Annotated in this window: 21 protein-coding genes and 3 tRNA genes; 8 read left to right on the top strand and 16 right to left on the bottom strand. The window is 73.9% G+C overall.

Features of this window, described 5'->3' with window-relative positions:
* The first annotated feature begins 186 nt into the window (after positions 1 to 186).
* Positions 187 to 1,086 carry a class I SAM-dependent methyltransferase gene (locus E1289_RS12355; protein ID WP_131979224.1) on the top strand — a complete coding sequence of 300 codons (900 nt, stop codon included), beginning with the start codon at positions 187 to 189 and terminating at the stop codon, positions 1,084 to 1,086.
* 47 nt (positions 1,087 to 1,133) lie between these two features.
* A complete protein-coding gene (locus tag E1289_RS12350) occupies positions 1,134 to 1,979 on the top strand; it encodes an LLM class F420-dependent oxidoreductase (protein ID WP_131979221.1) in 846 nt (281 codons plus the stop codon).
* 23 nt (positions 1,980 to 2,002) lie between these two features.
* Here the strand turns inward: E1289_RS12350 and E1289_RS12345 are convergent, their stop codons facing one another.
* From E1289_RS12345 to pdhA, 10 genes are all read right to left on the bottom strand, one after another.
* The gene (locus E1289_RS12345) at positions 2,003 to 3,322 is read right to left on the bottom strand and encodes a HAMP domain-containing sensor histidine kinase (RefSeq protein ID WP_207928928.1); all 1,320 of its coding nucleotides are present in this window, start codon (positions 3,320 to 3,322) and stop codon (positions 2,003 to 2,005) included.
* On the bottom strand, positions 3,319 to 4,047 hold the full coding sequence (locus E1289_RS12340) for a response regulator transcription factor (protein WP_165970449.1): 729 nt from the start codon (positions 4,045 to 4,047) through the stop codon (positions 3,319 to 3,321). The genes E1289_RS12345 and E1289_RS12340 overlap by 4 nt, the downstream gene beginning before the upstream one ends.
* A 123-nt stretch (positions 4,048 to 4,170) precedes the next feature.
* Positions 4,171 to 5,169: a trypsin-like peptidase domain-containing protein gene (locus E1289_RS12335; RefSeq protein ID WP_207928927.1), complete on the bottom strand. Its 999-nt coding sequence runs from the start codon at positions 5,167 to 5,169 to the stop codon at positions 4,171 to 4,173.
* A 98-nt stretch (positions 5,170 to 5,267) separates the two neighbouring features.
* A complete protein-coding gene (locus E1289_RS12330; protein WP_131979218.1) occupies positions 5,268 to 6,215 on the bottom strand; it encodes a VWA domain-containing protein in 948 nt (315 codons plus the stop codon).
* Entirely contained in the window at positions 6,212 to 7,180 is a 969-nt protein-coding gene (locus E1289_RS12325; RefSeq protein WP_131979215.1) for a DUF58 domain-containing protein, read from the bottom strand. The genes E1289_RS12330 and E1289_RS12325 overlap by 4 nt, the downstream gene beginning before the upstream one ends.
* Positions 7,177 to 8,247 carry a MoxR family ATPase gene (locus tag E1289_RS12320; protein ID WP_243712775.1) on the bottom strand — a complete coding sequence of 357 codons (1,071 nt, stop codon included), beginning with the start codon at positions 8,245 to 8,247 and terminating at the stop codon, positions 7,177 to 7,179. The genes E1289_RS12325 and E1289_RS12320 overlap by 4 nt, the downstream gene beginning before the upstream one ends.
* Complete coding sequence (locus tag E1289_RS12315; RefSeq protein WP_131979212.1) at positions 8,244 to 8,462, bottom strand: hypothetical protein; 219 nt, start codon at positions 8,460 to 8,462, stop codon at positions 8,244 to 8,246. The genes E1289_RS12320 and E1289_RS12315 overlap by 4 nt, the downstream gene beginning before the upstream one ends.
* A gap of 115 nt (positions 8,463 to 8,577) precedes the next feature.
* Positions 8,578 to 9,870 (bottom strand): dihydrolipoamide acetyltransferase family protein, encoded by a 1,293-nt coding sequence (locus E1289_RS12310; protein ID WP_131979208.1) that lies wholly within the window; start codon positions 9,868 to 9,870, stop codon positions 8,578 to 8,580.
* Between the two features lie 41 nt (positions 9,871 to 9,911).
* Positions 9,912 to 10,922 carry an alpha-ketoacid dehydrogenase subunit beta gene (locus E1289_RS12305; RefSeq protein ID WP_131979281.1) on the bottom strand — a complete coding sequence of 337 codons (1,011 nt, stop codon included), beginning with the start codon at positions 10,920 to 10,922 and terminating at the stop codon, positions 9,912 to 9,914.
* A 5-nt stretch (positions 10,923 to 10,927) separates the two neighbouring features.
* Entirely contained in the window at positions 10,928 to 12,022 is a 1,095-nt protein-coding gene (pdhA, locus tag E1289_RS12300; RefSeq protein WP_131979205.1) for a pyruvate dehydrogenase (acetyl-transferring) E1 component subunit alpha, read from the bottom strand.
* A 108-nt stretch (positions 12,023 to 12,130) separates the two neighbouring features.
* Between pdhA and E1289_RS12295 the strand changes: the two genes are divergently transcribed.
* The gene (locus tag E1289_RS12295; RefSeq protein ID WP_131979202.1) at positions 12,131 to 12,625 is read left to right on the top strand and encodes an Lrp/AsnC family transcriptional regulator; all 495 of its coding nucleotides are present in this window, start codon (positions 12,131 to 12,133) and stop codon (positions 12,623 to 12,625) included.
* Between the two features lie 374 nt (positions 12,626 to 12,999).
* Here the strand turns inward: E1289_RS12295 and E1289_RS12290 are convergent.
* The 3 genes from E1289_RS12290 to E1289_RS12280 form a co-directional block, all read right to left on the bottom strand.
* A tRNA-Val gene (locus E1289_RS12290) sits at positions 13,000 to 13,071 on the bottom strand.
* A 29-nt stretch (positions 13,072 to 13,100) separates the two neighbouring features.
* Positions 13,101 to 13,171 (bottom strand) — tRNA-Cys (locus E1289_RS12285).
* 41 nt (positions 13,172 to 13,212) lie between these two features.
* A tRNA-Gly gene (locus E1289_RS12280) sits at positions 13,213 to 13,284 on the bottom strand.
* Positions 13,285 to 13,406: 122 nt separating this feature from the next.
* On the opposite strand from E1289_RS12280, the gene E1289_RS12275 reads away from it, so the two are divergent.
* From E1289_RS12275 to E1289_RS12265, 3 genes are all read left to right on the top strand, one after another.
* Entirely contained in the window at positions 13,407 to 14,105 is a 699-nt protein-coding gene (locus E1289_RS12275; RefSeq protein WP_131979199.1) for a winged helix-turn-helix domain-containing protein, read from the top strand.
* Positions 14,106 to 14,297: 192 nt separating this feature from the next.
* The gene (locus tag E1289_RS12270; RefSeq protein ID WP_243712774.1) at positions 14,298 to 15,134 is read left to right on the top strand and encodes an aminodeoxychorismate lyase; all 837 of its coding nucleotides are present in this window, start codon (positions 14,298 to 14,300) and stop codon (positions 15,132 to 15,134) included.
* A 77-nt stretch (positions 15,135 to 15,211) separates the two neighbouring features.
* Positions 15,212 to 17,941, top strand: a complete 2,730-nt coding sequence (locus E1289_RS12265; RefSeq protein WP_243712773.1) for an alpha-mannosidase — start codon at positions 15,212 to 15,214, stop codon at positions 17,939 to 17,941.
* Here E1289_RS12265 and ppgK read toward each other — a convergent pair.
* From ppgK to E1289_RS12250, 3 genes are read right to left on the bottom strand one after another with little or no spacing between them, the layout of a single operon-like run.
* Positions 17,938 to 18,705, bottom strand: coding sequence for a polyphosphate--glucose phosphotransferase (gene ppgK / locus E1289_RS12260; RefSeq protein ID WP_131979196.1), 768 nt, complete (start codon positions 18,703 to 18,705; stop codon positions 17,938 to 17,940). The genes E1289_RS12265 and ppgK overlap by 4 nt on opposite strands.
* Before the next feature lie 39 nt (positions 18,706 to 18,744).
* Positions 18,745 to 19,062 (bottom strand): multidrug efflux SMR transporter, encoded by a 318-nt coding sequence (locus tag E1289_RS12255; RefSeq protein ID WP_131979193.1) that lies wholly within the window; start codon positions 19,060 to 19,062, stop codon positions 18,745 to 18,747.
* A complete protein-coding gene (locus E1289_RS12250; protein ID WP_131979190.1) occupies positions 19,062 to 19,838 on the bottom strand; it encodes an SDR family oxidoreductase in 777 nt (258 codons plus the stop codon). The genes E1289_RS12255 and E1289_RS12250 overlap by 1 nt, the downstream gene beginning before the upstream one ends.
* A 91-nt stretch (positions 19,839 to 19,929) precedes the next feature.
* Between E1289_RS12250 and E1289_RS12245 the strand changes: the two genes are divergently transcribed.
* Together E1289_RS12245 and sthA are read left to right on the top strand one after the other, a co-directional pair.
* Positions 19,930 to 20,541, top strand: coding sequence for a TetR/AcrR family transcriptional regulator (locus E1289_RS12245; RefSeq protein ID WP_243712772.1), 612 nt, complete (start codon positions 19,930 to 19,932; stop codon positions 20,539 to 20,541).
* Positions 20,542 to 20,605: 64 nt separating this feature from the next.
* A complete protein-coding gene (gene sthA / locus E1289_RS12240) occupies positions 20,606 to 22,009 on the top strand; it encodes a Si-specific NAD(P)(+) transhydrogenase (protein WP_131979187.1) in 1,404 nt (467 codons plus the stop codon).

Here is a 22,009-nt window from a genome sequence, read left to right as displayed (position 1 = left end):
CAGTAACGAGAATAACGGCAGGTGGAGGCCGGGCGCCACCGGCCGCGGCATCCCGCACCGCGGGGCCACCGACCACGCCCCCCGGCGGACATGCCGGAATCGTGCGGCGCCGGGGCGAATATTTGCGGTGCCGTGGGTAGGACTTTTGTCTTCGCTGCCCCGAGCACGGTGAGGTTGGAGTCCCCCATGACGAGTCAGGAGCCCGGCCGGCCCTCCTCCCTCGACGACGTCGAGGGATGGTTCCCCGGGATCGACCAGCGGCTGTTCACCTGGTTCCTGGAACGCCAGGATCAGCTCGGGGAGTCCGGTGACCTGGTGGAGCTCGGCTCCTACCTCGGCAAGAGCGCCATCCTGCTGGGACGCCACCTGCGGGACGGCGAGACCTTCACGGTGTGCGACCTGTTCGACTCCGAGGCGTCGGACGACCCGAACCGGGAGGAGATGGCCAGGTCCTACTCCGCGCTGACCCGCGCGGCCTTCGAGGAGAACTACCGGGCGTTCCACGACCGGCTGCCGGAGATCGTCCAGGGCCCGACCTCGCTGATCCTGGACCACGTCCGGCCCGAGTCGTGCCGGTTCGTGCACGTGGACGCGTCCCACCTGTACGAGCACGTGCGCGGAGACATCCGGGCCGCGCAGGTCATGCTCGCCTCCGGCGGTGTCATCGTCTGCGACGACTACCGGTCCGAGCACACGCCGGGCGTCTCGGCCGCCGTCTGGGAGGCGGTGATCACCGGCGGCCTCCGGCCGGTCTGCGTCACCCCGATGAAGCTCTACGGGACGTGGGGCGACATCGGTCCCGTGCAGGACGACCTCCTGAACTGGCTGGAGAAGCAGGAGGGCGTGTGGCACGAGGTCCAGCAGGTCGCCGGACGCCGCCTCATCCGGGTCAAGAGGAAGCGGGCGAAGAAGCCCGACAAGCACAGGGAGGAGGTGCGCAGGCTGGAAGAGCGCCTCGCGGTGGCGGAGGAGAGCCTCGCCGAGTCGCGGCACCTGCTCGCCTCCGTCCGCGGCTCGGTGAGCTTCCGGGTCGGCCGGGCGGTGACCGCCCTCCCCAGGGCGCTGCGCGGCGGCCGCGGCCGGTAGCGCGGGCCCCTGTCCGGCAACCTAGAACACGTTCTAGTATCGGACGCATGCGCCATGGCATCGTGCTCTTCACAAGTGACAGGGGCATCACGCCCGCCGCCGCCGCGAAGGCCGCAGAGGAGAACGGGTTCCACACGTTCTACGTCCCCGAGCACACGCACATCCCGGTCAAGCGCGAGGCCGCGCATCCCGGCACGGGCGGCGCGTCGCTCCCGGACGACCGCTACCTGCGCACGCTGGACCCCTGGGTCTCGCTGGCGTCCGCGGTCACCGTCACCTCGACGATCCGGCTCGCCACGGCCGTGGCGCTGCCCGTGGAGTCCGACCCGATCACCCTCGCCAAGACCATCGCCACACTCGACCACCTGTCGGGCGGGCGGGTGACGGTCGGCGCGGGGTTCGGCTGGAACACCGACGAGCTCGCGGACCACCACGTCCCCGCCGGGAAGCGGCGGACGGTGCTGCGGGAGTACGTGGAGGCGATGCGGGCGCTGTGGACGCAGGAGCAGGCGTCCTACGCCGGGGAGTTCGTCTCGTTCGGCCCGTCCTGGGCCTGGCCGAAGCCGGTCCAGCCGCACGTTCCGCTGCTGATCGGCGCCGGCGGCGGGCCGAAGACGTTCGCGTGGATCGCCGCCCACGCCGACGGCTGGATCACCACCCCCACCGAGCGCGACATCCTGCCGAAGACCGCCGCGCTGCAGGCCGCGTGGGAGGAGGCGGGCCGCGCCGGACGCCCGGAGATCTCCGTCCTGGCCGCCATGCGCCCCACCGCCGAGGACATCGCGGCCTGGGAGGACGCGGGCGTCACCGAGATCATGTGGGGCCTCCCGGACAAGCCCGCGGACGAGGTCGCCGCCTTCCTCGCCCGCCACGCCGGCCGTCTCGGCCTCTGACCGCCGCCGCGGACGGCCGCCGATCAGCGGGCGGGGCCGTCCGCGGCGAGGGGATCGAGGCCGGGCGGGGACCCGGAAGCGCGCCCGCCGGACGTGCTGCCGGACGTGCCGGCGGACGTGCCGCCCGCGGACGAGGGCGGCGGGAACCACAGGACGAACGTGCTCCCGGCGTCCGGGGCGGAGAACAGCCGCACGTGGCCGTTGTGCGCCTCGACGATGCTCCGGACGATCGCCAGCCCGAGCCCGGTGCGGCGGTCCCGGGAGCGGCGCGCCTCCGAGCCGCGCCAGAAGCGGTCGAACACGCGGTCCTGGTCGTCGGGGTGGATGCCGGGCCCGGCGTCCCGTACCGCGATCCACTGCCAGCCGCCGGCCCGCCCGGCCGCGACGGTGATCGCGGTTCCGGCGGGCGCCAGCCGGACCGCGTTGGACAGCAGGTTCGCCACGGCGCGGCGCAGCGCGTCATGATCGCCGATCACCGAGAGCCCGGGCGGCAGCCGCCGCTCGATGCCGACCTCCCGCGCCGCCGCGAGCGCGCCGAACTCCTCGGCGGCCTCGCCCGCCACGGAGCCGAGATCGACGTCGGCGTCCTCGAACGCCGGGGCGGAGCGGCGCGCGGTGGCGAGCAGGTCCTCCACCAGCCGCGTCATCCGGGTGGTGGCGCGGTCGACGACCTGGACGGCGCGGCGGCGGTCCGCGTCGCTCGCGTCGGGCTCGCTGAGCACGGTGTCGACGTTGGCGCGGATGATCGCGAGCGGGCTGCGCAGCTCGTGGGAGGCGTCGTCGATGAGCCGCCGCTGCGCGCGGAACGCGGTATCGAGCCGGTCGAGCATGGAGTCGATGGTGTCGGACAGCTCGCGCAGCTCGTCCCGGGGGCCCGCCAGCCGGATCCGGCGCGACAGGTCGGTCGCCTGGATCTCCTCGGCGGCGCGCGCGATCTCGGCGACCGGCTTGAGCGCCCGCCCCGACAGCACCCACCCGATGCCGAGGCTCGCCACGAAGAGCCCGCCCAGCATGATCATCGAGTAGCGCCGGAGGGTCTGCTGCGTCTCGTAGTTGACGGCCTTCTCGACCTGCTGGACCTTGACGACCTGGACCTCTCCGAGGCTCTCCTGGCTGCCGTCCGGCATCTGGACGACCTTCTCCGCACGGAACGTCTTGGTGATCGGCTGCGCCTCGGTGCTGCGCGCCACCGCCAGGTAGACGGTGCCCAGCACCACCGCCGTGAGGAAGAACAGCAGGGTCGAGTACATGACCGTGAGCCGGAACCGGATCGAATGGACCAGGCCGAGCCTCCGCCCGGCCCGCGCCATCCGGCCGCCTGGGCGGTCCCCGCGGCCGGTCACGACGCCCCCGCGTCCCCGGCGGGCACCCCGGCCGCCCCGGTCTCGCGCAGCCGGTAGCCGTGCCGCACGACGGTCTCGATGACCTGCGTCCCGTCCGGCGCGGCGAGCTTGCGGCGCAGGGTCCCGACCGTGACGCGGACCGTGTTGGTGAAGGGGTCGGCGTTCTCGTCCCACACGTGCTCCAGCAGCTCCTCCGCGGAGACGACCTGCCCGGGGCGGCTCATCAGGTACCGCAGGACGGCGAACTCCTTGGGCGTGAGCCGCAGCGGCCGCTCCCCGCGGAACGCCTCGCGGCGCGCGGTGTCCAGCCGCAGCTCGCCGACCGTCCACACCGCCGACCCGCCGCCGCTGTCGCGGCGCAGCAGCGCCCGGACGCGCGCCAGCAGCTCGGGGAACGCGAACGGCTTGACCAGGTAGTCGTCCGCGCCCTCGTCCAGGCCGCGCACCCGGTCGGCGAGCCGGTCCCGCGCGGTGAGCATGAGGATCCGCAGGTCGGCGGCGCTCTCCCCGGCCAGCCGGCCGCTGCGGATCGCGCGGCACAGGTCGAACCCGTCACCGTCGGGCAGCGCGAGGTCCAGGACCATCAGGTCGTAGGCGGAGGCGTAGAGCTTCTGCGTCGCCTCCTCCACGTCGTAGGCGACGTCGACCGCGTAGTCGGCGCGGACGAGCCCGTACCGCAGCGCCTCGACCAGGTCCTCCTCGTCCTCCACCACCAGCACCCGCATCCGGGCCGCCACCTCTCCGCCTCGCCGGGCCCAGCCGTCACTAACGAAAGTACGCAAATCACACCCGGCGGCGTGGGCCTCCCGCGGAGGGGACGGTGGCCTCGGCCTGCGCTGGGCCGTCGGTCAGCGCACCAGCCGCAGGGCCCCCTCCCGCGCGCGGTCCGCGGGGATCGCGAACCCGATGCCGATCGAGCCGCCCCCGCCGCGCATCAGCGTCGCGATCGCGGTGTTCACCCCGATGACCTCGCCGCGCGCGTTGACCAGCGGCCCGCCGGAGTTGCCGGGGTTGATGGACGCGTCGGTCTGCACGGCGGTGCTCGCGTCGCCGCCCTCGCCCAGCCGCACCTGCCTGTTCAGCGCGCTGACGATGCCGCTGGTGACGGTGCCCTGCAGGCCGAGGGGAGAGCCGAGCGCGATGACCGGGTCGCCGACGCGCACGTCCGAGAAGCGGCTGAACGTCAGCGGCGCCGGGGCCTGCGCGGCCGGGATCGCCAGCACCGCCAGGTCGAGGGCGGGGTCGGTGCCCACCAGGCGCGCCCGGACCCGCCGCTGGTCGGCCAGCACCACGGTGACCTGCCCGCCGCCGTCGACGACGTGCGCGTTCGTCAGCACGTGGCCCCGCCGGTCGATGACGAACCCGGAGCCGGTGCCCTGCGCGCCCGCGGCCCGCACCTCGATCGACACCACGCTCGCCTGCACCCGCGCCGCGACGTCGCTGAGGCCGCCCTGCACCGGCCCGGCGTCGGACTGCTGCAGCGCCGTGGACTCCGGCACGGTCGCGGTCAGCCGCCCGGTGACGCCCCCGGCCACACCGCCGGCGAGCAGCGCCGCGATGACGGCCGCGACGACCGCCCGGCCGGGACCGCCGCCGCGCCCGCGGCGCGGGTCCCCGTAGTCGGGGGCGCCGTAGTCCGGCCGGCCGCGGTCCGGGAGCGCCCACGGGTCGGCCGGCGGCGGACGCCTGAACGGATCGTCCTGCGGCCACGTACGAGTGGGCGGAGGGGACAGGAAGTCCGGGCCGCGCGGGTCGCCCAGACCGTACCTGACCTCGTCCCGGAGATCGTATTGCGTCGTGCTCTGGCCCATGCCGTACCGGGAGTCCGCCTGCGGTGGATAACTCATGAGGCTCCTCACGTTCATTTCCCACTAGTGAGTACTCCGCTCCGATGCGTTTCGTTCAGGGAACGCGGCTGCCGGGAAGGCCGCGTTTCCGCCGCGGTTCACGGCAGGCGCGAGAACCACAGCAGGGACGCCGCCGCGACCGCGCACGACAGCAGCAGACCGGCCCCGACGAACCATGCCCAGACCTCCCGCCGCTCCGTGCGGTAGCCGATGCTGCCGCCGATGTCCTCGTACACTCCGCGCAGCTCGTCGCCGGAGGCCGCCTCGTAGAACCGGCCGCCGGTGTCCTGCGCCAGCCGCTCCAGCGCGGGACCGTCGACCGGCACCGGGATCGGCTGCCCGTTCTGCACCATGAAGCCCTCGGGGGTGCCGTAGGCGATCGTCGACACCGGGACGCCGGTCTCGGTGGCGCGCCGGGCCGCCTCCCCGGGTTCCCGCCCGGCGGTGTTGGTGCCGTCGGACAGCAGCACGATCCGCGCCGGCGGGGCCGCCTCCCCGAACTGCGCCCCGAACCCGGCGATGGCGTCCAGCGAGGCGAGCACCCCCTCGCCGATCGCCGTGCGGGGGCCGAGCCGCAGCCCGTCGATGCCGGCGCCCAGCGCCCGGCGGTCCGTGGTCGGCGGGACCACCACCGCCGCGGTTCCGGAGAACGACACGAGGCCCACGTTGAAGCGGTCCGGTACCCGCTCCAGGAACGTCCTGGCGGCCCGCTTCGCCCCCTCCAGCCGGTTCGGCTCGACGTCCGTGGCCCGCATGGAGTGCGACACGTCGAGCGCGAGCATGATCGTCGCCTGTTCGCGCGGCACCCGCACGTCCGCGGCCGGGCGCGCGAAGCCGGTGACGAAGAGGCCGACCATCAGCAGGAACGCCGCCGCCGGCAGGTGGCGGCGCCAGCCGGGCCGGGCGGGGGCGACCCTGTCGAGCAGCGCCAGGTTCGTGAACCGCACCGCGTACCTGCCGCGCCGCACCTGCATCACCACGTACGCGGCGACCAGGACGGGCAGCCCCAGCAACAGCAGCAGGCGGACCGGTTCGAGGAAGCTCACGGCGCACCTCCCGGAGCGGCCGCCGGAGGCCGCGCGGCGCCCGCCGCGGCGACCCGGCGCTGCGCCAGGACGTGCCGGACGAGGTCGCGCACCCAGTCCCCGTCCGTGCGCAGCCGCAGGTGCGCCGCGCCCGCCCGCCGCAGCCCGGCCGCGATCTCCCGGCGCTGCCCCGCGGCGGCGGCCGCGTACCGCTCGCGCAGCCGCCGCCCGGCCGTGGGCACCTCGCGCCTGCGCCCCGTCTCCGGGTCGACGAGCGTGAGCATGCCCACGTCCGGAAGCGTCAGCTCCCGGGGGTCGACGACCTCGACGGCGAGGAGCTGGTGCCGCGCCCCCAGCAGCCGGAGCGGACGCTGCCACGCCTCCACCGGCTCAAGGAAGTCGGAGACCACCACGGCCAGGCCGCGGCCCTTGGCAGCGGTGCGCCCCAGCAGCTCGGCCGCCGCGCCGAACGGCGCGTCGAGGGGGGCGTCGCCGTGCCCGCCCGCGCCGCGCGGCGCCGACAGCAGCGTGCCCAGCAGGGCGAGCAGGTGCGCCCGCCCCGCGCGGGCCGGGACCCGCTGGACTCCGGTGTCGTGGACGATCTGCGCGCCCAGGCGGTTGCCGGTCCGCGCGGTGAGGAACCCGACCGCCGCGACGGCGAACACGGCCAGGTCGCGCTTCTCCAGCCGCCCGGTGCCGAAGTCCATGCTGGCGGTGGCGTCCACCAGGACCCACGTCTCCAGCTCCCGGTCGGCGACGCGGTCGCGCACGTGCGGCGCCGTCATGCGGGCGGTGAGGTTCCAGTCCATGGTGCGCACGTCGTCGCCCGCGACGTACTCGCGGCCCTCCGCGGGCTCCGACCCCGGCCCCGGCAGGAGGCCGAGATGGTCTCCCTGAAGCAGCCCGTCCAGGCGGCGCGTGACCGTCAGCTCCAGCCGCCGCAGGGCGTGTTCGGGCGCCAGGTCGCGCAGGCCGGGCCCGTTCACGCCGCCCTGCCGTTCGCGCCGCCCGCTGCTCCCGGCCCGTCTTCCCGGCCGTCTCCCTCGACGGCCGCCTCGATCGGCGCGACCAGCGGTGCCGGGACGGCGGCCACGATCCCGTCGACCATCGACCGCGTCCCGACACCGTCGGCGAGCGCGTCGAACGACGGCACCAGCCGGTGCGCGAGCACGTCCCCGGCCAGGTCCCGCACGTCGCCCGGGAGCACGTACTCGCGCCCGCGCAGCAGGGCCAGCGCCCGCCCGGCCGCGATCAGCCCGAGCGAGGCGCGCGGCCCGGCCCCGTACGCGAGCATCCCCGCCACCTGGGGGACGCCGTGCCGCACCGGGTCACGGGTCGCCGCCACCAGCCGCACCGCGTACCGCGCCACCTCGTCGTGGACGAAGACCTCCGCGGCCGCGTCCCGCAGCGCGGCCACCTCGCCGGTGCCGAGGACGCGGCCCGCCTCGGGCGGCCGCGCCCCCATCCGGTAGACGACCGCGAGCTCCTGCTCCTCGGTCGGGTACCCGACGTCGATCTTCAGCAGGAACCGGTCGCGCTGCGCTTCGGGCAGCTGGTACACGCCCTCGGACTCGATCGGGTTCTGGGTGGCCATCACCAGGAACGGCGACGGCATCTCGAACGTGCGGCCGCCGATGCTGACCTGGCCCTCCGCCATCACCTCCAGCAGCGCCGACTGCACCTTCGCCGGGGCGCGGTTGATCTCGTCCGCCAGCACCACGTTCGCCATCACCGGACCGGGCTCGACGTCGAAGCTCTCCGTGGAGGGCCGGTAGACGCGGGTGCCGACGATGTCGGCGGGCACCAGGTCCGGGGTGAACTGCAGCCGGGTGAACGTCCCGCCGACGACCGTGGCGAGCGTCCGCGCGGCGAGGGTCTTGGCGACGCCCGGCACGCCCTCCAGCAGGCAGTGGCCGCCCGCCAGGACCGCCACGAGCATCCGCTCCAGCATCGCGTCCTGCCCGACGATGACCCGCTTGACCTCGAACAGTGCCCGCTCCGCGAGCGCGCTGGCCGGCGGCCGGGCACGGGCGGCGTCGAGTCCGCCGCTCACCGCGTGCCCTCCGCCACGGCCGCGCCGCCCTTGTCGGCGCAGTCCCGGCCCGGAGTGCCGGCGTGGGTGACCTTGTGCTCGACGATCTGCAGTCTCGTATGGACCGGACCGGGTTCCGGCCCGGCGGCGAGCGCCGCGCCGGCGCCGGCGACCGTGCCCGCTCCGGCCAGTCCCGCCGCCACCATGAGCATCTTCGTGCGTCGACCGAGTGCCATGCCCCGCTTCCCCCTGCTCCGTCGTGATCGTGCTGCCGGGGCCGCCCGTCGTCCGGGCGGCACACGACGATCACAACAAGCGGGGGCGAAAGCGGACTTAAGGAAGCCGGGATGCTCACATGTGGGTGACCAGGACCTCGGGACGCTCCACGCAGTCGGCGACGAACCGCAGGAAACCTCCGGCGGCGCTTCCGTCGCAGACCCGGTGGTCGAAGGTGAGGGAAAGCTGCGTCACCTTGCGCAGCCGGACCTTCCCCTTGTGCGCCCACGGCCGTTCGGTGATCCGCCCGACACCGAGCATGGCCGCCTCGGGGTGGTTGATGATCGGGGTCGAGCCGTCCACGCCGAAGACGCCGTAGTTGTTGACGGTGAACGTGCCGCCGGTGAGGCGGTCGGGGGCGATCCGTCCCTCGCGCGCCTCGTCCGTCCGCTCCTTCAGCGCCGCGGCGAGCTCGGCCAGCGTCATCCGCTGCGCGTCGCGGACCACCGGCACGACGAGGCCCCGGTCCGTCTGCGCCGCGAACCCGAGGTGCACCCGCGGCACCTGCACGATCTCCTGCCGCTCGGTGTCGACGTAGGCGTTGAGCTCGGGGAACCTGCGGAGCCCCGCCACGCAGGCCCGGGCGATCAGCGCCAGCGTCCCGACCCCCGCGCCGGAGTCGGCGCGGCCGATGTCCCGCTTGAGCCGCAGCAGTGCCGTGGCGTCCACGTCGACCCAGGTCGTCGCGTCCGGGATCTCGCGCCGGCTGCGCGACAGCTTGTCGGCGATCGTGCGCCGCACGCCGCGGAGCGGCACGCGCACCTCGCCGCCGTCCGACGAGGATTCCTGAACCGGGCTCGGCTCCCGCGGCGGTGCCGCGGCGGTGATCGCGGCCTCGACGTCCCGCCGCAGCACCACACCGCCCGGCCCGCTGGGCGTCAGCTCGCCGACGTCGATGCCGTTGTCGCCCGCCAGCCGCCGCACCACGGGGGAGATGACCCGCGGCACTTCGTGCCGGGGCGCCTCGTCGGGCGCGGACGCCGCGGGCCGCGACGCACGCCGGGCCGCCCGGCGGGACCGGCGGGCGGTGCCCGTCCCGTATCCGACGAGGACGTTCCCGGACCCGGCCCGCTCCTCCTCCCGGTACCGCTCCTGCCTCCGCGCCGTCGCCGCGTCCTGGGCGGCGCCCGCCTCGCCCCCGTTCACCGCGAGGAGCGGCGCGCCCACGTCCACCACGCCCCCGGCCTCGGCGTACAGCATCGTCACGGTGCCGGCGACGGGGGAGGGGACCTCGACGGCGGCCTTGGCCGTCTCGACCTCCACGACGGCCTGATCGACCGTGACGACGTCGCCGACCGCCACCTTCCACTCGACGATCTCGGCCTCGGTGAGCCCCTCACCCAGATCCGGCAGGCGGAAGACCGTCATGCCCGTTCCCTGTGGGGGGACGACCCCCCGGTTGCCTTCGCTCATGCCGCACCGCCCACCGTGAGATGCCGCGTGTCGGGCCGGTCGTCGCGCTGGAGGCGGTCGAGTGTGTCGAGGACGCGGTCGACGTCCGGAAGATGGTGGTGCTCCAGCATCGGCGGCGGATAGGGGATGTCGAGGCCGGACACCCGCAGCACCGGCGCGTGCAGGCTGTGGAAGCAGCGCTCCTGGACCCGCGCGGCGACCTCCGCGCCGACACCGGCGAACCCGGCGGCCTCGCTGACCACGACGCAGCGTCCCGTCCGGCGGACGGACGCGGCGACGGTCGCGTCGTCGAACGGGACGATCGTCCTCAGGTCGACGACCTCCGCGTCCCAGCCCTCCTCCCTGGCGGCCTCGGCGGCGTCCAGCGCGACCGGGACGCTCGGCCCGTACGCGACGAGCGTGACGTCGCGCCCGGGGCGCCGGACGGCGGCGCGGCCGAACGGTTCCGTGCGCGCGAGCCCGGCGCCATCCGGGAGGTCCGACTTCGACCAGTACAGCTTCTTCGGCTCCAGGAAGACGACCGGGTCGGGGTCGTCGATCGCCTCCCGCAGCAGCGAGTAGGCGTCCTCGACCGTCGCCGGGGTGACGACCTTCAACCCGGGGGTGTGGGCGTAGTAGCTTTCGCTGGAATCGCAGTGGTGCTCAACGCCGCCGATCCCGCCCGCGTACGGAATGCGGATGACGATCGGCAGCCCGATTCGCCCGCGCGTGCGGTTGCGCATCTTCGCGACATGCGAGGCGATCTGCTCGAACGCGGGGTAGGCGAACGCGTCGAACTGCATTTCGATGACCGGCCGGAAACCGCCCATCGCCATGCCGACGGCGAATCCGGCGATGCCCGCTTCGGCGAGCGGAGTGTCGAAGCACCGGTCGTCGCCGAACTTCGCGGCCAGGCCGTCGGTGATGCGGAAGACGCCGCCGAGCGCGCCGACGTCCTCCCCGAAGACCACGACCCGCTCGTCCTCGTCCATGGCCTCGCGGAGCGCCGTGTTGAGCGCCTGCGCCATTGTGATCACGACAGCGCCTCCTCGGCTTCGAGTTCGGCCCGCAGCAGGGCCCGCTGCTCCTCCAGTTGCGGGGTCGGGGTGCCGTAGACGTGGTCGAACAGCGCCAGCGGGGCGAGTTCGGGGTCGGTGTTCATCCGGTCCCGCAGCCGCCCGGCGAACTCCTCGGCCTCGGCGGACCACGCGGAGATGTCGGCCGCCGAAAGGTGGCCGCGCCGCCGCAGGTACCTTTCCAGCCGGGTGACCGGATCGCGGCGCCGCCATTCTTCGGCCTCGGCATCCGTGCGGTAGCGGGACGCGTCATCCGCGTTCGTGTGCGATTCCAGCCGGTACGTGTGGGCCTCCACCAGGAACGGCCCCGCACCCGACCGGGCGTGCTCGACGGCCGCGCCCAGCACCGCCAGCACCGCGATCGGGTCGTTCCCGTCCACCCGCTCGGAGCGCACCCCGTACCCGATCCCCTTGTACGCGAGGGAGGGCGCGGCGGTCTGCCGTTCCAGCGGCACCGAAATGGCGTACTGGTTGTTCTGCACGAAGAACACCACGGGCGCCTTGAACACGGCCGCGAAGTTGAGCGCCTCGTGGAAATCGCCCTCGCTGGTCGCGCCATCGCCGGCGCAGGCCAGCGCGACCCGGCCCGTCCCCTTGCGCCGCTCCGCGTACGCGAGCCCCGCCGCGTGGACGGTCTGGGTCGCGAGCGGCGTGCACTGCGGCGCCACGTGATGCCGCTCCGGGTCGTAGCCGCAGTGCTCGCTGCCCCGCAGCAAAGCGAGCACCTCCACCGGATCGATGCCGCGCGTCACCAGCGCCACCGACTCCCGGTAGGTGGGGAAGAACCAGTCGCCGTCCTCAAGGGCGAGCACCGCGCCGACCTGGCACGCCTCCTGCCCGTGGCTGGACGGGTACACCGCCAGGCGCCCCTGCTTGGTGAGCGCGGTCGCCTGCGCGTCGAACCGCCGTCCGATCACCATCGCCCGGTACGCCCGCCGCAGCAGCTCCGGCTCCGGCACCGGAAGGCGGGGCCGGCGCACGGCCGCACCGTCATCGGTCAGAAACCGCACGGGCTCCGCCGAGGGGAGCAGCTCCGCAACCCGACCGGTCATCCGATCCCACCTCCGCACTCAATCGGTGCTAGAAATATGAACCGGATCAGCCATAAGTCTCAATAGACGACCCAAACCCAAGACAAACAGCAAGAATCTGGAACCACCATGGACCATCTGTCTCCCGGAAGACCGCCCCCACCAGATCCCCTCGGACAATCGGCCGCCCCTCTCGACGACGTCGACCGCGCGATCGTCCGCGAGCTCCAGGCCGACGGCCGCCTCTCGATGCGCGCCCTGGCCGAACGGGTGAACGTCTCGCGCTCCAACGCCTACACGCGCGTGGAGCGCCTCATCGCGGAAGGGGTCATCGCCGGCTTCACCGCCCGTGTCGACCCCGTCCGCGCGGGCCTGGGCACGGCGGCCTACGTCCTGGTCAACATCGAGCAGAACTCCTGGCGCACCGTCTCGGCCCGGCTCCGCGAGGTCCCCTGCGTAGAGCACCTGGCCTTCGTAGGCGGCGACGTCGACCTGGTCATGCTGGTCCGCACCCCCGACAACGCGTCCCTACGCGACGTCGTCCTCTCCCGCGTACACGCGGTGGAAGGCGTCCGCTCCACCCGCACCTGGCTGATCTTCGACGAATCCCCACCCACCCCCTGAGCCGGGAGACCAAAGGTGCAGCCCCACGAGAAGCGCTGGCGAGGGCCGGGTACCACGTCGAGGGTTGACCAGAGCGCGCCGAAAGCAAGGTCCGCGCAAACCGGGAGCGGGTGTAGGGGCGGAGCCCCACACCCGAGCCCGGCCACGCACTGACAGCAAGGTCCGCACAAACCTGGAACTGGGAGGGGGTGTAGGGGCGGAGCCCCACGTCCGTGCCCCGCCACGCACCGACACCAAGGTCCGCACGAACCTGAGCCGGGAGGGGGCGTGGGGGCGGAGCCCCCACATCGGGGGTCCGGGGGTCGCCCCCCGGGCAAGCAGAAAGGAGGAGGAACGGCCCGCGCTTTCCGCGGGCACACTTCCCCACTCCGACGTGGGCGATACTGGGATTGAACCAGTGGCCTCTACCGTGTCAAGGTAGCGCTCTCCCACTGAGCTAATCGCCCTTGCGTAGCCTCGGGGGAGGCCCTGCGTGAGGTGGAGACGGGATTTGAACCCGTGTACACGGCTTTGCAGGCCGTTGCCTCGCCTCTCGGCCACTCCACCAGAGCGAGGCCTTCTGGTTGGCAGCCTGAAAGACCCCTCAGAGCGGACGACGGGATTCGAACCCGCGACCCTCACCTTGGCAAGGTGATGCTCTACCACTGAGCCACGTCCGCGTGCGCCCTGCGGCGACGGGAAAACTTTAGCGCGTCCGGGGCGGTTCCCCAAACCGGTTTGCGGCGGGGCGTGCCGGATGCTTCGACGGCGGTCGAAGGATGGGGCGCTTAGGGTCGGTCGCATGGAGTATGTCCGGGGTGTGGACATCGCACCGGTCGCGGCTCTGCTGGGCGACCGGGCGCGGGCGGCGATGCTGACGGCGCTGCTGGACGGGCGTCCGCTCGCCGCGGGGGAGCTGGCGCGGGCGGCGGGGGTGAGCGCGCAGACGGCGAGCGCGCATCTCGGGCGGCTGCTGGACGGCGGCCTCGTCACGGTGGTCCGGCAGGGGCGGCACCGGTACTACCGGCTGCGGGGGAGTGAGGTCGCGCAGGTCATCGAGGCGCTGTCGCGGATCGGCCCGCCGGTGGAGGTGCGCAGCCTGCGGCAGTCGCGGGACGCGCGGCGGCTGCACGAGGCGCGGACGTGCTACGACCACCTGGCCGGCGCGGCGGGGACGGCGCTCTTCGCGGCCCTGATCGGCGGGGGCCTCATCGAGCCGGCCGGGCCGGACGCGTACGAGGTGACCGTGAAGGGGGAGGAGCGGCTGACCGCGCTCGGCCTGGACCTGGCGGCGCTGCGCAGGGCGCGGCGCAGGTTCGCATGGGAGTGCCTCGACTGGACGGAGCGGCGCCCGCACCTGAACGGGGCGCTGGGGGCGGCGCTCACGGGACGCATGATCGAGCTGGGCTGGTTCGAGCGCGGGACGACGCGCCGGGCGCTCGTGGTGACCGAGGCGGGCCACCGGGGGCTCGCGGACTTGTTCGGCTGCGTGCTGGTGTGAACCTGCCCGAAGAACTCGAACCCGTCCCCCGGGAACCGTACTGTGGGTAAACGGCCGGGTGGACGCGGACCCCCGCCGCACCGGACGGGGGACGGCCCGCAGCGGCCAGGCAACGCAAGGGCGCGTTCGAGCCGCTCGGCGAGCGGCAACGGAACCGGGCCGGAGGCGGCCCGGTATGGGAGGTGGCTTCCGGTGACGGAGCAGGCCAGGATCTGGCTGAACGGGGAACTGCTCGAACCCGGGCGGGCGGTGGTGTCGGTCTTCGACCACGGCATGCTCGTCGGTGACGGAATCTTCGAGACGGTGAAGGCGACGAACGGGGAGCCGTTCGCGCTGACCCGGCACCTGCGGCGGCTGGCCCGTTCGGCGGCCGGCCTCGGCCTGCCCGAACCCGACCACGACACGGTGGCCCAGGGGACCCTGGAGGTGCTGGCGGCGGCGCCGAAGTGGCCGCTGGCCCGCATCCGCATCACCTACACGAGCGGCCCCGGCCCGCTCGGCTCGAACCGCGGCGACGCCGGGCCGACCCTGTCGATCATCGCGGGGCCGCAGGACCCGTTCCCCGCGACGGCGGACGTGACGGTCGTGCCGTGGCCGCGCAACGAGCGCGGCGCGCTGTCCGGCCTCAAGACCACCTCGTACGCGGAGAACGCGCTGGCCCTCGCCTACGCGAAGGAGCGCGGCGGCGGCGAGGCGATCTTCGGCAACCTCGCCGGGAACCTGTGCGAGGGGACGGGCAGCAACATCTTCGTCGTCCTCGGCGGGCGCCTGGTCACGCCGCCGCTGTCGTCCGGCTGCCTGGCCGGGGTGACGCGCGCGCTGACCCTGGAGTGGTTCGGCGGCGAGGAGGAGGACCTCGCGCTGGACGACCTGTACCGGGCCGACGAGGCGTTCCTGACGTCCACGACGCGGGACGTCCAGCCGATCCGGGCCGTGGACGGGACGGCCCTGCCGGCGGCGCCGGGCCCGGTCACCGCGAAGGCGATGGAGGCGTTCGCGGCCCGCTCCGCCGAGCTCATGGACCCCTGACGCGGATGTTTCCGCGCCGCGTCCCGTGGGGCACGTAGCCGGTACACGGTGAGCCACGAGGACGAGGTGATCGCGCTGTGCCGGTGAACGCGGAACGGGCCCCGGAGATCGTCGTCGTTCCCCACACCCACTGGGACCGCGAGTGGTACCTGCCGTTCCAGCGCTTCCGGCTCCGGCTGGTGTCGCTGCTCGACGGCGTCATCGGCGGCATGGAGGCCGACCGGCGCTGGCGCTTCACGCTGGACGGGCAGATGGCGGCGGTCGACGACTACCTGGAGATCCGTCCCGAACGGCGCGAGCGGCTGGCCGCGCTCGTCCGGGAGGGGCGGCTCGCCATCGGCCCCTGGCAGATCCTGCACGACGAGTTCCTGTGCTCCGGGGAGAACATCGTCCGGAACCTGGAGACGGGTATGCGCCGCGCCGAGGAGATGGGCGCGGTGATGATGGTCGGCTACCTGCCCGACCAGTTCGGGCACTGCGCGCAGACACCGCAGATACTCAGGGGCGCGGGCATCGAGCACGCGTGCGTGTGGCGCGGCGTCCCCGGTGCGGTCCGGGCCAGTGCGTTCGCGTGGGAGGCGCCGGACGGGACGGCGATCCGCACCCAGTACCTCCCCGAGGGCGGCTACGGCAACGCCGCGTCGATGTTCGAGGAGTTCCCGGGCGCCGCGCCGGCGCTGCCCGGCCGCGTCGCCGGGTTCGCGGAGTCGATGGGCCGCTGGTATCCGCGCGGCGGCCCGCTGCTGGCCATGTACGGCGCCGACCACACCGCGCCCGCCCCCGACCTCGCCGACCGGATCGCCGACGCCCCGGGCATGCGCCTGGACACCCTCGCCGGCTACTTCGCGGGGCTGGACCCGTCGGCGGAGGGCCTCCCGCGCGTCCGCGGCGAGCTGCGGTCGCACGCGAGGGCCAACATCCTGCCCGGCGTGATCTCCGCGCGCGTCCACCTCAAGGAGGCGATGGGACGCGCCGAGCGGCTGGTCGAACGGTACGCCGAGCCGCTGGCCGCGCTCTGGTACGCGGGGGACGCGCGCCGGTTCCTCGACCTGGCGTGGCGGCGGCTGATCGAGGTGAGCTGCCACGACTCGGTCACCGGCTGCGGCAGCGACGAGACCGCCGAGCAGGTCGCGGCCCGTATGGCGGAGGCCGAGCAGCTCGGACGCGCCGTCTGCGACCTCGTCACCGCCGAACGCGCCGCCACGGTGCCGCTCGGCTCGCATCTGGTCTTCAACCCGACCCCGGCCGCCCGCACCGGCCTGGTGACGCTGGACGTCCCGTCGGACGGCGAGCCCGGCCTGGTGACCGGCGACGGGCGCCCGGTGCCCGTGCAGACCCTGGAGGTCGCGCCGACCGTGCTGGACGACGCCGTCCATCCGGCGTCCCGCCTGCCGATCCTGCTGGAGCGGGTCTACGGGAGGGTGCTGTTCGGGCAGGAGATCCGCGACTGGACGGTGTCCAGGGAGGACCGGACGCTCACCTTCCGCGTGACGGCCCGCTCCGGCGTGCCGTTCGACCTCGGTGAGCTGCGGGAGGCGCTGCGCGGCGCGGACGGGGACTGGCGGGTCCGGATCCTGGCCGACCCGCGCCGCACCGTCGCCGCGCTGGTGGACGTGCCCGCGCTGGGCCTGACCACCGTCCGCCCCGTCCCCTCGGCGAATGCCTCGCCGGGCGCGCCGGGCGCACCGGTCGTGGCGGACGGGAACGTACTGGACAACGGTCTTCTGCGCGTCGAGGCGACCGCCGACGGGACGCTCGGCATGCGCACCCCGTCCGGCCAGGTCGTCGAGGGCATCGGGCGGATCGTGGACGGCGGCGACCTCGGCGACACCTACAACCATGCCCCGCCCGCCGCCGACCGGCTCATCGAGGACCCCCTCTCGGTCGACGTGCGGCCCGTCTGGAGCGGCCCCCTCGTCGCCGCCTGCGACATCGTCCGGACCTACCGGTGGCCCGCGTCCGGGGACGCGGAGGCCGGCGCCCGGTCCGCGGCCGAGGAGGACGTGACCGTCACCACCCGCGCCGAACTCCGCGCCGGCGAACCGTTCCTGCGGCTGCGCGTCACGTTCGACAACCGGTGCGAGGACCACCGCGTCCGGCTGCACCTGCCGCTGCCGCGCCAGGCGGACATGTCGTTCGCCGAGGGGCAGTTCGCGATCACCGAGCGGGGGCTGACGGCGGAGGGCGGCTTCGGGGAGCGTCCCGTCCCGACGTTCCCGGCGTCGGGGTTCGCCGCCGCCGGCGGGCTCGCGGTCCTGCTGGAGCACGTCACCGAGTACGAGGTCGCGGGCGGCGGGCGGGAGATGGCGCTGACGCTGCTGCGGTCCGTCGGCTACCTGTCGCGGGACCGCAACGCCTACCGCGACCAGCCCGCCGGGCCGCAGCTGCCGACGCCGCGCGCCCAGTGCCGCGGCGAGCGCACGGCCGGGTTCGCGATCATGCCCTACGCCGGCGGGCGGCCCGGCTCCGCCGTCCTGCGGGCCGCCGAGGCGTACCGGCACGACCTGCTCACCGCCCCCGGATACGGGCACGCCACCGTGCCCGCCCCGCCGTCCCGGGAGGGCGTCGCGATCACCGGCGACGGTGTCGCCATGACGTCGCTGCGCGCCCGCGACGGCCGGCTCGAGACCCGGGTCGTCGCCCTGCGGGACGAGCCGGCCACGGCCGTCCTGCGCGGCCCGTTCACCGAGGCGGCCCGCGCCGACCTGCGCGGCCGCCCCGGAGAACCGCTCGACGTGCACGACGGCACGGCCACCCTGGCGCTGCGTCCATGGGAGATCGCGACCGTGCGCCTGGGAACGGCCTAGCGCTTCTTGCGGGCGGCCTCGTGCGCGGCGGCCGCCGCCATCGCCGCGCCCACGATGCCCGCGTGGTTCACCAGCCGCGCCGCGACGATCTCCGCCCGCACGCCCTCGATCAGCGGGAGGAAGCGCTCGGACCGCTTGCTCACCCCGCCGCTCACGATGATCAGCGACGGGGAGAGCAGTGCCTCCAGGCGGGCCATGTACGTGCCGAGCCGGCCGGCCCACTCCGCCCAGCCGAGCCCCTCCTCCTCGCGGGCCTTCGCCGACGCGCGCAGCTCGGCGTCCTCCCCGTCGATCTCGATGTGCCCGAACTCGGTGTTCGGCACCAGGACGCCGTCGGTGAACAGCGCGCTGCCGATGCCCGTCCCGAGCGTGAGCAGGAGCACGGTGCCGCGCCGGCCGCGGCCCCGGCCGAGGCGCATCTCCGCCACCCCTGCCGCGTCGGCGTCGTTGAGCAGGGTGACCTCCCGCCCGGTGGCGTCGGCGAGCAGCGACGCCGCGTCCAGCCCGATCCACTGCTTGGACACGTTCGCCGCCGACATCGTCACACCGTCCATCACCACCCCGGGATAGGTGACGCCGACCGGGCCGTCCCACCCGAAATGCTCCACGACCTCGGCGACGACCTTCGCGACCGCCTTCGGCCTGGCCGGCTGCGGCGTGGCGACCCGGTAGCGCTCCCGGACGAACGAACCGTCCGAAAGGTCGACCGGGGCACCTTTGATCCCCGACCCGCCGATGTCGATCCCCAGCATCTCCTTGGTCATGCCCCTACTCTGCCCCAACCGGGGCCGGGCGGCGCGGACTCAGCTCTCGCCGAGCTGGAGGCCGACCACGCCGACGAGGATGAGCGCCAGGCAGAGCAGACGGGCCGGCGACGTGCTCTCGTTCAGCGCGAGGATGCCCACCAGCGCCACGCCGAGCGCGCCCAGGCCGGTGAACACCGCGTAGGCCGTGCCGATCGGCAGGTCGCGCAGCGACAGCGTCAGGATGACGACGCTCAGCAGCGCCACCGTCAGCCCGATCACGGTGGGCCAGAGCCTCGTGAAGCTGTCCGACTGCTTCAGGGCCGTCGCCCACACCATCTCCATCAGCGAGGCGACCAGCAGATAGATCCAGGCCATCACGCCGTGTATCCCCCGTCGACCGGGATCGACGCGCCGGTCACGTAGTCGCCCCCCGGACCAGCCAGATGCGCGACCATCGCGGCGACCTCGCCGGGGTGCCCGTACCGGCCGAGCGCGGTGAACCCGCGTTCGAACTCGGCGTCGGGGGAGTCGGCGGGATTCATCTCGGTGTCGGTCGAGCCCGGATGCACCACGTTCGCGGTGATCCCGCGCGGACCGAGATCGCGGGCCAGGCCGCGGGTGAGCCCGATGAGCGCGGACTTGCTCATCGCGTACAGCGTCCACCCGGGGTAGGGGACGCGCTCGGCGAGGCTGCTGCCGATGTTGACGACACGCCCGCCCGGCCCGAGATGGCGGGCTGCGGCCTGCGCCGCGACGAACGCCGCCCGGACGTGGATCGCCAGCGTCCGGTCCAGTTCCTCGGCCCCCACCTCCTCCAGCGGCCCGAACGGCGCGATCCCGGCGTTGTTGACCAGGATGTCCAGGCGCCCGAACGCGGCGGCCGCCCGGTCCACCGCGGCGGCGACGGCCGCGGGGTCGGCGGCGTCCGCGGCGATCGCGAGGCCGCGGCCGCCCGCCGCCTCGATGCCGCGGACGACCGCGGCGGCCCGGTCCGCGGCCCGCACGTAGGTGACGGCCACGTCGGCGCCGTCCCGGGCGAGCGTCAGCGCGATCTCCGCGCCGATGCCGCGCCCGCCGCCGGTGACCAGCGCGGCGCGGCCCGCGAGCGCGCCCTGGCCCGCCGGCGCGCCCGCCGTCGATTGAAGCGTCATCCCGACTCCCAGGTTAACCGGAGAAATTTCCACTTATTCCGGAGATTATCCGGAGAGTCCTCCGGATACAAGTCCGCTAGGCTGTGCTGCCGTGCCGAGAGGGGACGGGATGCGGGAACTGCCGGTCGCGGGCCGTGCCCCGGCCGAGCGCGCCGACGCCGCGCACAACCGCCGCCGCATCCTGCGCGCCGCCGCCGAGATGATCGCCGCCCGCGGTCCCGAGGCCGTCACCATGGACGAGGTCGCCCGCGCCGCCGGAGTGGGCGTCGGCACCGTCTACCGGCGGTTCGGCGACCGGGCCCGGCTCGTCTACGCCGTGATCGACGACCGCGAGCGCGAGTTCCAGAACGCCTTCATCAAGGGCCCGCCGCCGCTCGGCCCCGGCGCCGACCCCCGCGACCGGCTCCGCGCCTTCCTGCGCGCCCTCGCCGACCGCACCGAGGAGCAGGCGGACCTGCTGCTGATGGCCGAATCCGACCCGCCCGAGGCCCGTTTCAGGGACGGCTCGTACCGGCTCTACCGCCGGCACGTGGCGATGCTCCTCGGCCAGATCCGCCCGGACGCCGACACCGCCTACCTCGCCGACGCCCTCCTCGCCCCCCTCGCGGCGAACCTGTTCCTCCACCAGCGGCGCACGCGCGGCATGGGGCTCGACCGCGTCAAGGCCGGCCTGGAAACGCTCGCCGAGGGCCTGACCCGCTGATCAAACGGGGATTTATCCCCACAAGCCCTTATCCGGACGGTGTCCCTGCCGTCAGACTGGCCGGGTGAACGACTTCGATCTTCTCGTCCTCGGCTCCGGCCCGGGCGGGCAGCGCGCGGCGATCGCCGCCGCCAAGCTGGGCCGCAAGGTCGCCATCGCGGACCGCCGCGACATGCTCGGCGGCGTCTGCATCAACACCGGGACGATCCCCTCGAAGACGCTCCGCGAGGCCGTCCTCTACCTCACCGGCCTGAACCAGCGCGAGCTGTACGGCCAGAGCTACCGGGTCAAGGACGACATCACGGTCGCCGACCTCGGCATGCGGACCCAGCACGTCATCGGCCGCGAGATCGACACCGTCCGCAGCCAGCTCGCCCGCAACCGCGTCACGGTCCTGCCCGGCCGCGGCCGGTTCCTGGAGCCCAACACCGTCGGGATCACCAGCGCCGGCGACCGCGAGCACAAGGTCACCGCGGACCGCATCGTGATCGCCACCGGCACCCGGCCGGCCCGCCCCGACACCGTCGACTTCGACGACCGGACGATCATCGACTCCGACGGCATCATCAACATGGACCGCATCCCCGAGACGATGGTCGTCGTCGGCGCCGGCGTCATCGGCATCGAGTACGCCTCGATGTTCGCCGCCCTCGGCACCAAGATCACCGTCGTGGAGCGCCGGGAGCGCATGCTCGACTTCTGCGACCTGGAGATCGTGGAGGCCCTGAAGTACCACCTGCGCGACCTGGCCGTGACGTTCCGGTTCCGGGAGAGCGTCGCGTCCGTCGAGCGGATGCCCCGCGGCACGATCACCGTCCTGGAGAGCGGCAAGCGCATCCCCGCCGACACCGTCATGTACTCCGCCGGCCGGCACGGCATGACCGACGACCTGTGCCTGGACGCCGCCGGCCTGTCCGCCGACCCCCGCGGGCGCATCAAGGTGGACGACGACTACCGCACCGAGGTCCCGCACATCTACGCCGTCGGCGACGTGATCGGCTTCCCGTCCCTCGCCGCGACGTCCATGGAACAGGGCCGCCTCGCCGCCCACCACGCCTGCGGCGAGCCCGTCTCGGAGATGCACGAGACCCAGCCCATCGGCATCTACACGATCCCCGAGATCAGCTTCGTGGGCCGCACCGAGGACGCCCTCACCGAGGAAAAGATCCCCTTCGAGGTGGGCGTCTCCCGCTACCGCGAACTCGCCCGCGGCCAGATCATCGGCGACTCCTACGGGATGCTGAAACTCCTCGTCTCACCGGAGGACCGCCGCCTCCTGGGCGTCCACGTCTTCGGCACGGGCGCCACCGAGCTCGTGCACATCGGCCAGACCGTCATGGGCTGCGGCGGCACCGTCGACTACCTGGTCAACGCGGTCTTCAACTACCCCACCCTGGCCGAGTCCTACAAGGTCGCCGCCCTGGACGCGACGAACAAGATGCGCCACATCGCGCGCCTGACCGAGTGA

This window comes from Actinomadura sp. 6K520 (genome assembly GCF_004349245.1).
Classification (GTDB): domain Bacteria; phylum Actinomycetota; class Actinomycetes; order Streptosporangiales; family Streptosporangiaceae; genus Spirillospora.
The sequence above is the reverse complement of the archived record's forward strand: the minus strand, read 5'-3'. Positions and strand labels throughout refer to the sequence as shown.